This is a genomic window from Citricoccus sp. SGAir0253 (assembly GCF_005877055.1).
In the GTDB taxonomy this organism is placed as follows: Bacteria; Actinomycetota; Actinomycetes; order Actinomycetales; family Micrococcaceae; genus Citricoccus.
Genome location: NZ_CP039424.1, coordinates 3,207,092 through 3,218,829, shown reverse-complemented (window position 1 = coordinate 3,218,829; position 11,738 = coordinate 3,207,092). Strand labels below are relative to the sequence as shown.

The 11,738-nt window shown below is 75.9% G+C and carries 13 protein-coding genes; 8 read left to right on the top strand and 5 right to left on the bottom strand.

What is annotated here, in order from left to right; all coding sequences use genetic code 11:
* Positions 1–108: 108 nt before the first annotated feature.
* A complete protein-coding gene (locus E7744_RS14055; RefSeq protein WP_137774663.1) occupies positions 109–1,002 on the bottom strand; it encodes an ArgP/LysG family DNA-binding transcriptional regulator in 894 nt (297 codons plus the stop codon).
* Positions 1,003–1,072: 70 nt separating this feature from the next.
* Between E7744_RS14055 and E7744_RS14050 the strand changes: the two genes are divergently transcribed.
* Both E7744_RS14050 and E7744_RS14045 read left to right on the top strand, forming a co-directional pair.
* Positions 1,073–1,804 carry a LysE/ArgO family amino acid transporter gene (locus E7744_RS14050; RefSeq protein WP_137774662.1) on the top strand — a complete coding sequence of 244 codons (732 nt, stop codon included), beginning with the start codon at positions 1,073–1,075 and terminating at the stop codon, positions 1,802–1,804.
* Between the two features lie 129 nt (positions 1,805–1,933).
* Positions 1,934–2,584 carry an NAD(P)-dependent oxidoreductase gene (locus E7744_RS14045; protein WP_137774661.1) on the top strand — a complete coding sequence of 217 codons (651 nt, stop codon included), beginning with the start codon at positions 1,934–1,936 and terminating at the stop codon, positions 2,582–2,584.
* A 48-nt stretch (positions 2,585–2,632) separates the two neighbouring features.
* Here E7744_RS14045 and E7744_RS14040 read toward each other — a convergent pair whose 3' ends face one another.
* A complete protein-coding gene (locus E7744_RS14040) occupies positions 2,633–3,274 on the bottom strand; it encodes a maleylpyruvate isomerase family mycothiol-dependent enzyme (protein ID WP_137774660.1) in 642 nt (213 codons plus the stop codon).
* A gap of 203 nt (positions 3,275–3,477) precedes the next feature.
* Here E7744_RS14040 and E7744_RS14035 point away from each other — a divergent pair, with 203 nt between their 5' ends.
* From E7744_RS14035 to E7744_RS14015, 5 genes are all read left to right on the top strand, one after another.
* Entirely contained in the window at positions 3,478–3,888 is a 411-nt protein-coding gene (locus tag E7744_RS14035; RefSeq protein WP_137774659.1) for a four-helix bundle copper-binding protein, read from the top strand.
* Positions 3,889–3,989: 101 nt separating this feature from the next.
* Positions 3,990–4,424 carry a DUF302 domain-containing protein gene (locus E7744_RS14030; protein WP_137774658.1) on the top strand — a complete coding sequence of 145 codons (435 nt, stop codon included), beginning with the start codon at positions 3,990–3,992 and terminating at the stop codon, positions 4,422–4,424.
* A 31-nt stretch (positions 4,425–4,455) separates the two neighbouring features.
* Positions 4,456–4,725, top strand: coding sequence for an SHOCT domain-containing protein (locus tag E7744_RS14025; RefSeq protein ID WP_137774657.1), 270 nt, complete (start codon positions 4,456–4,458; stop codon positions 4,723–4,725).
* Positions 4,722–6,212, top strand: a complete 1,491-nt coding sequence (locus tag E7744_RS14020; RefSeq protein WP_137774656.1) for a multicopper oxidase family protein — start codon at positions 4,722–4,724, stop codon at positions 6,210–6,212. The genes E7744_RS14025 and E7744_RS14020 overlap by 4 nt, the downstream gene beginning before the upstream one ends.
* Before the next feature lie 93 nt (positions 6,213–6,305).
* Positions 6,306–7,670 carry a phenylacetate--CoA ligase family protein gene (locus tag E7744_RS14015; RefSeq protein WP_137774655.1) on the top strand — a complete coding sequence of 455 codons (1,365 nt, stop codon included), beginning with the start codon at positions 6,306–6,308 and terminating at the stop codon, positions 7,668–7,670.
* 40 nt (positions 7,671–7,710) lie between these two features.
* Here the strand turns inward: E7744_RS14015 and E7744_RS14010 are convergent, their stop codons facing one another.
* Genes E7744_RS14010 through E7744_RS14000 form a run of 3 tightly spaced genes read right to left on the bottom strand, consistent with a single transcriptional unit; the run spans position 7,711 to position 10,321 of the window.
* Positions 7,711–8,418, bottom strand: coding sequence for a DUF305 domain-containing protein (locus tag E7744_RS14010; RefSeq protein WP_137774654.1), 708 nt, complete (start codon positions 8,416–8,418; stop codon positions 7,711–7,713).
* The gene (locus E7744_RS14005) at positions 8,415–9,587 is read right to left on the bottom strand and encodes a cell wall metabolism sensor histidine kinase WalK (protein WP_137774653.1); all 1,173 of its coding nucleotides are present in this window, start codon (positions 9,585–9,587) and stop codon (positions 8,415–8,417) included. The genes E7744_RS14010 and E7744_RS14005 overlap by 4 nt, the downstream gene beginning before the upstream one ends.
* Positions 9,584–10,321, bottom strand: a complete 738-nt coding sequence (locus E7744_RS14000) for a response regulator transcription factor (protein WP_246858466.1) — start codon at positions 10,319–10,321, stop codon at positions 9,584–9,586. Before E7744_RS14000 ends, E7744_RS14005 begins: the two co-directional genes overlap by 4 nt.
* Before the next feature lie 165 nt (positions 10,322–10,486).
* On the opposite strand from E7744_RS14000, the gene E7744_RS13995 reads away from it, so the two are divergent.
* Positions 10,487–11,737, top strand: coding sequence for an Nramp family divalent metal transporter (locus tag E7744_RS13995; protein WP_137775070.1), 1,251 nt, complete (start codon positions 10,487–10,489; stop codon positions 11,735–11,737).
* The last annotated feature ends 1 nt before the right edge of the window (position 11,738 follow it).

The following is an 11,738-nucleotide window of genomic DNA, read 5'->3' as shown; positions in this document are numbered from 1 at the left end:
CGGACCGCCGTCGGGCGGCCATGTTGCGCGGGGGCGGGTGCAGGGCGGATGCCGGGCGGTGGCCCGGGCCGGGGGGCGCGAGGCTGCCGCTGCCCACCGTGCGCCGGTTCAGGCCATGGCGCGCGCGGCCTGCTGCACGGCGGTGGTGAGCCGGTCCAGGGTGGGCGTGCCGGCGGACCAGCGCTGCCAGTGGAGCGGGACCCGGGCGCGGTCGAGGTCCGGGATGACCACGAGGTCCGGGTGGGTGCCCTCCAGCACGCCCGGGGGCAGCTGGCCGACCGGCAACATGCCCCAGCCGAGCCCGGCGGCGACCGCCGCGTTGAACCCGCCGACCGTGGGCACCTGGTGCCGGGGCGGGTCGGCGTCCCGGCCCGGGCGGGCCGCGCGCCAGGCGTCCAGCCGGGCGCGCTGCAGGCCGTCCCGGCTGCCGAAGTCCTGGACGGGCACGGCCCCGAAGTCCACGGTCCCGTCCGCGTCGCGGTACCGGTCCAGCAGGGACGCGGCGGCCACGGGCACGTAGGTCATGGCGCCGAGCTCCATGGACACGCAGCCCGAGACGGGACTGGGGTCCTCCGTGACCGCCGCGATCACCGTGCCCTGGCGCAGCAGCTCGTGCGTGTGCTCCTGGTCCTCCAGGTGCAGCTGCAGCACCGCGTCGTCCCACGTGGCCGCCTGGCGGAGCACCTCCACGAACCACGTCGCCAGGGAGTCCGCGTTGACCGCCACCGAGAGCACGGCCCGCCCCCCGGTGCCCTGCCCGAGGGAACGGCGGGCCTCGTCCTCCAGGACCGCCACCTGCCGGGCGAGCCGCAGCATCCGGTCTCCCGCCGACGTCGTGCCCACCGGGACCGTGCGCGTCAGCAGCACCTGCCCCACGTCCCGCTCGAGCGAGCGGATGCGCTGGGAGAACGCCGAGCCGGAGATGCGCAGCGTGGCTGCGGCGGCGTCGAAGGTGCCCTCGTCCACGGCCGCCGCGAGGGCGCGCAGGTGCTCCGTGTTCATGAAGGAAAGCTTAGGACCCTGAAGGATATGCAGGTGGAGCGGACGGGCTCCGCCTCCCTAGCGTGTGGGCGTGACGATCTTCCTGACCGGGCTGGTGACGTGCCTCGCCCTCATCGTGGCCATCGGGGCCCAGGGCCTGTTCATCATGCGCCAGGCCCTGCGCCGTGACCGGCTCGCGCTCACCCTGGCCGTCTGCCTCGCCGCGGACCTCGTGATGGTCTTCGCCGGCACGGCCGGGGTGGGTGTGCTCGCCGAGCGGGTCCCGTGGCTGGTTCCCGCGCTGACGTGGGGCGGCGTGGCCTACCTGCTCTGGTTCGCCGTCGGCTCGTTCCGGTCCGCCTTCTCCCGGTCCGCCCACTCCCGGCCGGGGAGCCAGGGGCCCGACGCCGGCCCGCTCGCCGGGGCGGGCGCGGTGCCCGCGATGCCGTCGGCGCCGCCCGCGCCGGGGGTGGCGGTCGGTAGCGGTGCCCCCACCGCGACGCTCGTGCGCCCCGGGCGGTCGCCGCGGGCGCGGTCCCGGGCGCGCACCGTGGTGCTCACGGGGCTGTCCGTGTCCGTGCTCAACCCCCACGCGATCCTGGACACCATGGTCATGATCGGCACCCTCGCCAACGCGTACGGCCCCGGGAGGTGGGCGTTCGCCGCCGGGGCCGTCACCGGCTCCGCCGCCTGGTTCCTCACCCTGGGCCTCGGCGTGCGCGCCCTCGCCCCCGTCCTGGACACCCCGCGCACGTGGCGGGTGGTGGACGCGGTGATCGGCGTGGTCATGGTGGGCATCGCGGCGCGGCTGGCCCTCGGCTGAGGCCGTCGGGGAGCGGGAGGCCGCCCAGACAGGGCCCGCCACGGGGCCCTTGGCCGGGGACGGGGGAATGCCCGCTCCCGCCGCCGTGTTGGTTGAAGTGGAAACCATTCCCCCGCGAAGGAGCAGCACATGAGGATCGGGATCATCGGGGCCACCGGCAAGGCCGGCCGGGACGTCTACCGCGAGGCGGTCCGCCGCGGCGAGGACGCCGTCGCGATCGTCCGGGACGCCGCCCGGGCGGACGAGGTGCTGGGAGCCGGCGCCGCCGTCGTGGTCAAGGACGCCTTCGAGCTGACCGCCGCGGACCTCGCCGGGTTCGACGCCGTGGTGGACGCCGTGGGCTTCGCCCCGCAGGAGGCGGAGCGGCACCTGGAGCTCTCCCGCCGGCTCGTGGAGGCCGCCCCGTCCTCGGCCGCGGACGCGCCGCGGCTGGTCTTCATCCTCGGGGCGGGCTCGCTCACCAACCCGGCCACGGGCGCCCTGGCCATCGAGGACATCCGGGCAATCCCGGGGGCCGAGGCGTGGATCAACATCCCCGCCCAGCAGCTGCGGCAGCTGGAGTACCTGCGCACGGTGGACACCGCCGAGTGGGTCGGCATCTCCCCGCAGATGACCTTCGCCCCGGGCGAGGCCACCACCCCGCGGCTCGGCACCGACGAGCTGCTGACCGCCGCCGACGGCCAGTCCCACACCTCCACCGGCACCATGGCCGTGGCCGTCCTCGACGAGCTGCAGTCCCCGGCGCACCGCAACACCCGGTTCACCGTCTCCGACGCCTGACCCGCCGGGCCGGGCGGCGCCGGCCCGGCGCCGCCCGCGCCCGGCCCCTCAGCGCCGCTGGGACGGTCCGTGGCCGCGGGTGTCGAGGTCGTCGGCGCCCGGGCCGGAGAACCGCTCCGGCGGCACGGGCCGGCCGGCCAGCGCGAGGACGAGGTCCAGCGCGGTGCCCCGCACCTCCGGGCCGGCGCCCGCCCAGTGCGACAGGTCCGTGGCCACCAGGGTCAGTCCCCGCGCGCGGGCCTTGGAGGGGACCGTGAAGTTCGAGGACTCGAGGTGGTCCAGCACCGTGGCGAGCACCTCCTCGGGGTACCGGCGCCGCAGGCCGAGCGGGACGCGGATGTCCTCGCCGTAGATCACCACCTCGGCCAGCCACGCGGCCACGCTGCCCAGCGGGGCGGTCGTGGAGTCCACGACGGCGCGGAACCGCTCGAGCGTCCGTGCCGGCGTGGGCCCCAGGTGCTCGGCCAGGCGCCGCTCGTTGTGGAGGGCGGGGTCCAGGTGCGCGCCGAGGATGCTCCGGATCCACGCCCACGGCCCGGTGCTGGCCCCCGCCGTGAGGTGCGCGACGACCTCCTCCACCGTCCAGGCGGTGGACAGGGTGGGGTGCCGCCACTGCTCCTCCGTGAGACCGACCAGGTCCTCGGCCAGGGCGGCGCGCTCGGCGTGGATGAGGGGCCACAGCTCGTTCACGCTCCCACCCTAGGCCGACCATGGGCCGTCGCGGGACGGGGGCCCGCGGGCCCGGTGGGGCGCCGTCGCCCGTCCCCGGTCATCTTCACGGAACCTTCACGGACGAGCCCTTGAGGCCCGCGCCGGCCGGTGCCTACCGTCAGGTGCGTGGCGGCCGGCTCCGGCCGGTCCGTCCCGGCACGGAACCGAGGAAGGAGCATGTCATGACCCATCACGTCACCTCCATGCTGGAGACCTACCCGAAGGACCTGGGGGACATCGACCGCCAGAAGCTGGCGGAGTGCATCCAGGCGTGCTTCCAGTGCGCCCAGTCCTGTACCGCCTGCGCGGACGCGTGCCTGGCCGAGGACATGGTGGCCGACCTGCGCGGCTGCATCCGCCGCAACCTCGACTGCGCGGACGTGTGCGCCACGACCGGGGCGGTGCTGTCCCGGCAGACCGGTGACAACCTCGAGGTGACCCGCGCCGTGCTGGAGGCCTGCCGCGTCGCGTGCCGGACCTGCGGGGACGAGTGCGCCTCCCACGCGGAGATGCACGAGCACTGCCGGGTGTGCGCGGAGGCGTGTCGCCGGTGCGAGCAGGCCTGCGCGGACCTGCTCGCCTCCCTGGGCTGAGCCCGCGGACGTGCGCGCACCCCGCCGATTGACGGCCCTCCCGCCGCCGATCGATCGTTGAGACGACGCCGAGACGAACCCCCGAGGAGAGGGAGACCCCGATGACCTACACCCACGCCGTCACCGTCGACCTGCCGTACGAGGACGCCGTCGAGCGCACGCGCGAGGCCCTCGCGGAGCAGGGCTTCGGCGTCCTGACCGAGATCGACGTCCGGGCGACGTTCAAGGAGAAATTGGGCGCGGAGGCGGCCGACGCCGTCGGGGACTACGTCATCCTCGGCGCCTGCAACCCCGGGCTGGCCAGCAAGGCGCTCGCCGCGGAGCCCGAGATGGGCGCCCTGCTGCCGTGCAACGTGGTCGTGCGCCGCTCCGCGACCGCGGGCGCGACCACCGTGGAGGCCATCGACCCGCAGGCCATGGTCACCCTGAGCGGGGGCGGGGCCGTCCAGGAGGTGGCGGACGACGCCGGCACCCGGCTCCGCGCGGTGCTGCAGTCCCTGCGCAACAGCGACGGGGACCTCCAGGGCGCGCCGTAGGGCGCGCGGACGACGGACCGAGGAGGACGTCATGATGTGGGGCGACGGCATGGGCTGGGGCATGGGCTGGGCCTGGCTGTTCTGGATCCTGATGATCGTGGGCGTGGTCGTCCTCGTGACCCTCCTCGTCCTGGTCGTCTCCCGCGGTGGCCCGGGCCGCCAGGACGGGCCGCGCACCCCGCCGGCCGGCGCGGCGCCCTCGAGGGCCCGCGAGATCCTCGAGGAGCGCTACGCCCGCGGCGAGATCAGCGCCGAGGAGTTCCAGGAGCGCCGGCGCCTGCTGGAGGGGAACGGGCCGTGAGCCCGCCCTCCCGGCGGCAGGTGCTCGGCTGGGGGCTGGCCGGCGGGGCGATGACCGCCGCCGGCGCCGCCGGGCTCCTGTGGGGGACCGGTCCGCGGGGTGGACCCGGCGGTGGCAGCGGCGGCACGGGCGGGGGGGACTGGGGCGAGCCGGAGGTCCTCACGAGCGCCGGCGGCGTGCTCGACCTGGACCTCGAGGCCGCTCCCGCCGCCGTCGGGATCGACGGCCGGACCGCCCACGTCTGGGCCTTCAACGGCACGGTGCCGGGGCCCACCCTGGAGCTCTCCCCCGGGGACACGCTCCGGGTCCGGATGACCAACGGCCTGGGAGCCCCCACGAACCTCCACGTCCACGGCCTGCACGTGTCCCCCGCGGGCGCCGGGGACAACCCGTTCGTGACGATCGAGCCGGGCGGCACGCACGACTACGAGTTCGTGCTGCCCCCCGACCACCCGCCCGGCACCTACTGGTACCACCCCCACCACCACGGCACCGTGGCCGAGCAGCTCGCGGCTGGGCTCTACGGCGCGATCGTCGTCCGCGAGGCCGCTCCGCCGCCGGTGAGCCGCGAGCGGGTCCTCGTCGTCTCGGACCTCGCACTCACCGCCGCCGGCGAGCTCGCCGAACCGTCCGTGATGGAGCGGATGATGGGCCGGGAGGGATCCCTGGTGCTCGTCAACGGGCGCCGCCGGCCGCGGCTCGCGGCCGCGCCCGGGGAGCGGGAGCGCTGGCGGATCATCAACGCGTGCCCCTCGCGCTTCCTGCGTCTCGGCCTGGACGGCCAGTCGGTGCGACTGCTGGCGCGCGACCTCGGACGGCTGCACCAGCCGGTCGAGGCCGGGACGGTGGAGCTGGCCCCGGGCAACCGCGTGGACCTGCTGGTCGAGGCCGCCGAGGGGACCTCCACCCTCGTGGCGTCCCCCGTGGACCGCGGGGCCATGCCCGGCATGATGGGCGGGCGCCGCCCCGGGGGCACCGGCCCCGTCGACCTGCTCACCCTCGAGGTCACCGGCGGCCGCGCCCCGGCCCTGGCCGACGTGCCCGCCGGTCCCGAGCCGCAGGACCTGCGCGGGGTGGAGGTGGCCCGCCGGCGGACCCTGGACTTCGCGATGGGCGGCATGGGCGGGGCCATGATGCGCGGGGACGGGTCCATGATGTCCTTCACCGTCAACGGGCGGGAGTTCGACGCCGGGCGCACCGACGTCGATCCCGCCTTCGGGGACGTCGAGGAGTGGACCCTGGTGAACTCCTCGCCCATGGACCACCCGGTCCACCTGCACGTGTGGCCGATGCAGGTGGTGTCCGGCGGGGGCGGGGATGACGGGGCGGGGGACGAGCCCCGGTGGGCCGACGTCGTCACCGTCCCGGCCCTCGGCCGGGTCACCGTCCGCGTGGCCTTCGAGGGCATCGCCGGCCGCACCGTCCTGCACTGCCACATCCTGGACCACGAGGACCTGGGGATGATGGCGACCGTGGAGGTGAGATGAGAGCGCGGGGCGGCCGTCGGCGACGCCGCTCCCCACGCTTCCGACCCGGAGCCCGCGGCCCGGGACATGCCCACTGCTGATCGGAGACCGGCCATGGACACCCGCCTGCTGGCGGACCTGCTCTGGCGCCGCCGGGCGTGGCGGCGCCGGGACCGGTGGGATCCTGACCGGATCGCCGCCGAGCAGGCCGCCGCCCTGGCCCGGTTGCGCCGGGTGGCCTATGCGCGCTCGGCGTTCTACCGCGCGCACCACGCCGGGCTGCTCGGGGCCCCGCTGGCCGAACTGCCGCCCGTGACCAAGGCGCAGTTGATGGAGCACTTCGACCAGGTGGTCACCGTACCGGGGCTGCGACGCCACGACCTGGAGGCGCACCTGGCGGAGCTGGTCCGGTCCGGGGCGGACCCGGGCGTGCCCTGGCACGGCCGCTGGTGGGCCGCGGCCACGGCCGGCACCACCGGACGGCCCGGGGTGTTCGTGTGGGACCGGGCCGAGTGGGCGACCGTGCTGGCCTCCTACGCGCGGGCCAACGACTGGGCGGGGATCCCGGCCGGGCTCACCCGTCCCCTGCGGGTGGCGGTGGTCAGCTCGCGGGTGCCCACGCACCAGTCGGCCGTCGTGGGGGCCAGCCTGCAGTCCCGCCTGGTGCCCACCCTGCGCCTGGACGCCACCGACCCGCTGGACGAGACCGTCGCCCGGCTCAACGCCTTCCGGCCCCGCCTGCTGGTGGGCTACCCCTCCGCGCTCGTGCCGCTCGCGGGGGAGCAGGACGCCGGCCGGCTGTCCATCGCCCCGGCCTCCGTGGTCTCCGCCTCCGAGGTGCTCACCGCCGAGGCCGCCGGGCGGTTCCGGCAGGCGTGGGGCGCGGAGCCCTTCGACGTGTACGCGGCCACCGAGACGGCCGGGATCGCCTCCCCGTGCCCGTACCGGATCCGCCACGTCTACGAGGACCTCGTCATTGTCGAGCCGGTCGACGAGGCCGGCGCCCCCGTGCCGCCGGGGACCGTGGGGGCCCGGTTGTGGGTCACCGTGCTGTTCTCCCGGACGGTGCCGCTGATCCGCTACGAGATGGGCGACCGGATCGCCCTGGGGCCCCGGGGCTGCCCCTGCGGGCGGTCCTTCGCCCGGCTCGCCTCGGTGGAGGGCCGGCGCGAGGACGTCCTGGAGCTTCCGGGGGCCGCGGGGAGCGTCCGGGTCCACCCGAACGTCTTCCACGCGGTGCTCGACGACGCCTCGCGGGACGGGTGGCAGGTGGCGCAGCGTCCCGAGGGCCTCGTGGTGCGGATGGCGGGCCTGGCCCCGGGCCGGACCACCGGCGGGCTGGGGACCGCGGTGCAGGCGGCCCTGGCCGACGTCGGGGTCACGGGCGTGCCGGTGCGGGTGGACGTCGTGGACCGGCTCCAGCGCACCGGGCTGGGCAAGGCGCCCCTGGTGGTGGCCCCTCGAGCACCGGGGCCCTGAGGCCCTGCGGGGGCCGGCCGCACGTGCCGGCCCCCACGGCTCAGGAGGCCGGCAGCTCCCGGAGCATCGCGCGCATCTCCTCGATCTCCGCCTCCTGGGCGTCGACGACCTGCTGGGCCAACTGCTGCGCCTGCGGGTTCTGGCCCGCGTCGAGCTGCTCCCGGGCCATCTCCACGGCACCCTCGTGGTGGGCCGTCATCTGCTCCAGGTAGAGGCGGGCGGCCTCGGTGCCCTCGGCCTGCTCGAGGGCGGCCATGTCCTCCTCGGACATCATGCCGCTCATCCCGGCGTCCCCGGAGCCGTGGTCCATGCCGCCCATCTCCTCGTCGGAGGCCCGCTCGGCGCCCCAGGCCCCCAGCATCGCGTCCATGTGGTCGATCTCGGGCCCCTGGGCGTCGATGACCCGCTGCGCGAAGTCGCCCACCTCGGCGGGGACGCCCTCCTTGGCGAGCAGCATCTCGCTCATCTCCACGGCCTGCTCATGGTGCGGGATCATCATCTGGGCGAACATCACGTCCGCGTCGTTGTGCTCGGCGGAGATCTCCTCCGCGCCCGAGGCACTGCCGGAGGCGGACGCCGGGCCGGAGCCGGACGACCCCTCCGAGGCGGGGGCGGACGAGGTGGCGGAGGCCGCCGGCGAGGAGGTCTCCGAGCCCGAGTCGGATCCGGCGTCGGTCCCGCCGCAGCCGGCCAGGGCCAGGGCGGCGGCGAGGGCGAGGCCCGCCAGGGGAGTGGTGTGCTTCTTCATGGGATGTCCTCCTGTGGTGGTGGGAAGGGGGTCTGGGTTGGGCCCCGGCCGCCGGGGGAGCCCGGGGCCGTGGGCAGGGCCAGGGTGAAGACGGCACCGCGCCCCGGGCCGTCGGACCGGGCGGTCAGCGTGCCGCCGTGGGCCTCGGCCAGCGCCCGGGAGATGGCCAGGCCCACGCCGGAGCCGCCGTGGTCGCGGTCGCGGGCGGTGTCGCCGCGGTAGAACCGCTCGAAGACGTGCGGCAGCTGCTCGGCGGGGATGCCGTCCCCCGTGTCGGCGACGCTGACGGCCACGGTGCAGGGGCCGGCGTCGTCCACGGTGAGCCGGACCCGGCCCCCTGCCGGGGTGTGGCGCAGGGCGTTGGTGAGCAGGTTGTCCAGGACCTGCCCCAGGCGGTCCCGGTCCCCGACGACGGCCGCGTCCCGGCGGACGTCCGCCTCCAGGTCCACGCCCCGGGCGGCGTACGCCTCGCGGTGGGCCTCGGCCGCGGAGCGGACGATCGGCCCGAGCGGCTGGGCGTGCGGATCGGCCACGAGGCCGGCCTCCTCGGCCCGGGAGACGTCGTGCATGTCCTCCACGAGCCGGGTGAGGCGGGCCAGCTGGTCGGACACCACGGTGGCCGTGGTCTCGTCCCACGCCGCGACGCCGTCGTCCAGGGCGTCCCGGTAGACGGCCAGCACCGAGACCGGCGTGCGCATCTCGTGGGCCAGGTCCGCGATCAGCCGCCGCCGGGTGCGTTCGGTGCTGTCCAGCCGGGCCGCCATGGTGTTGAAGGCCTCCGCGAGCGCGTCGACCTCCGCGCCCGCGCCCGTGGACGGCACCCGGGCGCCGTAGCGGCCGGCGGCCACGGCCGAGGCCGCGTCCGCCAGGGCGCGCAGCGAGCCCCGGATGCGCCGGGCGAGGAACCAGGACACCGTCGCGGCCAGCGCGAGCGCGACGACCAGGCCGGCGCCCAGCGTCCACAGTCCGGCGTCCCGGTAGGCGCGGTCCACGTGCAGCAACTGGCTGGACAGCGGGGCCACGTCCGCGCGCATCAGGTGCTCGTGGAACAGGGGCGGGCCGAGCACCGAGGCCACCAGCACGGCGGCCAGCACGCTCGCGCCCACCACGAGCAGCTGCGCGAGGAGGAACCGGGCGGCGAGTCCCCGGGGCCCGCGCCGGCCGCTCACCGGTCCACCCCCCGGTAGCCCACCCCGCGGACGGTCTCGATGTACCGGTTGGGGTCGGCGTCGAGCTTGCGGCGCAGGTTGCCCACGTGCACGTCCACGATCCGCTCGTCCCCCACCCAGGCCGGGTCCCAGACCGTGTCGATCAGCTCGCGCCGGGACATCGCCTCGCCGGGGCGGGCGGCCAGGGCCGCCAGCAGGTCGAACTCCGTGCGGGTCGCCGCGATCCGCGTCCCGGCCACCCGCACCTCGTGGGCGGCCAGGTCCACGGCGAGGTCCCCGAGCCTCCGGGCGGGACCGGCGTGGGCGGCCGGGCCGGCCGGTCCGGCCTGGCCGAGGGGCGTGCGGGGCCGGCGCAGCATCGCTCCCACCCGGGCCACGAGCTCGCGCACGCTGAACGGCTTGGTGAGGTAGTCGTCCGCGCCCACCGCCAGGCCCTCGAGCTTGTCCTGCTCCTGTCCGCGGGCGGTCAGAATCACCACGTAGCAGGACGAGAAGTCCCGCAGGCGCCGGCACACCTCGATCCCGTCCATCCCCGGCAGTCCCAGGTCCAGGACCACGACGTCCGGCTCGGCGGCGCGGGCGGCCTCGAGGGCCCCGGGGCCCGTGTGGGCGACCGTGACGCGGTGCCCGGCGCGCTCGAGGTAGGTGGCGACCATGCGGGCCAGCGGCTGCTCGTCGTCCACGACCAGGACGCGCCCCACGGGCGGCACGGCGGCGTCGGCGACCTGTCTCACGCTCTCCAGTCTGGCCCGTCCCGGCGCCGTCCGCCGCCGGTCACGCCGGGACGGCGGAGATTCTTGTCCAAACCTTCAAGCGCTGTCGCCCGCACCGCCAAATGTTCGTGTAGCTTAACTCTCCATGGTGAGCGGGGCGGCGAGGAGCGTGACGTGGTGAGTGCGATCCCGGAGGCGCCGGCCTCCGACGGGACCCAGTGGGTCCGCCGGCAACCCCTGCCGTGGCTGCTGGGACCCGCCTTCGTGGCGGCCGTGGCCTACGTGGACCCGGGCAACGTGGCGGCCAACCTCACGGCCGGCGCCCAGTACGGCTACCTGCTGGTGTGGGTGCTGGTGGCGGCCAACCTCATGGCCGTCCTGGTCCAGTACCTCTCCGCCAAGCTCGGGCTCGTCACCGGGGCGTCCCTGCCGGAGCTGCTGGGCCACCGCCTGCCCCGGCGGCGTCGGCTGGCCTACTGGGCACAGGCGGAACTGGTGGCGGCCGCCACCGACCTCGCCGAGGTGCTCGGCGGGGCGATCGCCCTGCACCTGCTCTTCGGCATCCCGCTGCTGGCCGGGGGCCTGGTCATCGGGGTGGTCTCGATGCTGATGCTGGCCCTGCAGTCCCGGCACGGGCAGCGGCCCTTCGAGTTCGTGATCACCGGGCTGCTGGTGATCATCACCCTGGGCTTCGTCTCGGGGCTGTTCTTCGGGGACGTCTCCTGGTCCGGCGCTGCGGAGGGCATGGTGCCGCGGTTCGAGGGCGCCGAGACGGTCCTGCTGGCCGCGAGCATGCTCGGGGCCACCGTGATGCCGCACGCCATCTACGCCCATTCCTCCCTGGCCCGGGACCGGCACGGCAGCCCACCGCCCCGCGCGGCGCTGCCCCGGCTGCTGGCCGCCACCCGCTGGGACGTGGTGCTCTCGCTGCTGGTCGCCGGGTCCGTGAACATCGCCATGCTGCTGCTGGCCGCCGGGAACCTGGCCGGGGTCCCGGGCACCGACAGCATCGAGGGGGCGCACGCCGCCATCACCGACGCCCTGGGGCCCCTGGTGGGCCTCGCCTTCGGGATCGGCCTGCTGGCCTCCGGCCTCGCCTCCACCTCGGTGGGCTGCTACGCCGGCTCGGCCATCATGGGCGGGCTGCTGCACCGCCAGATCCCCCAGGTCGCCCGCCGGGCCATCACCCTGGTCCCCGCCCTGGTGATCATCGCGATCGGCGTGGAGCCCACGTGGGCGCTGGTGCTGTCCCAGGTGGTGCTGAGCATCGGCATCCCGTTCGCGCTCGTCCCGCTGGTCCGGCTCAGCCGGGACCGCGCCCTCATGGGCCGCTTCGCCAACCGCGCCGCCCTGCAGGTGACGGCCTGGACGGTCGTCTGCCTCATCGTCGCCCTGAACGTCGCCCTCATCGCGCTCACCGTGGTCGGCGGGGCCTGAC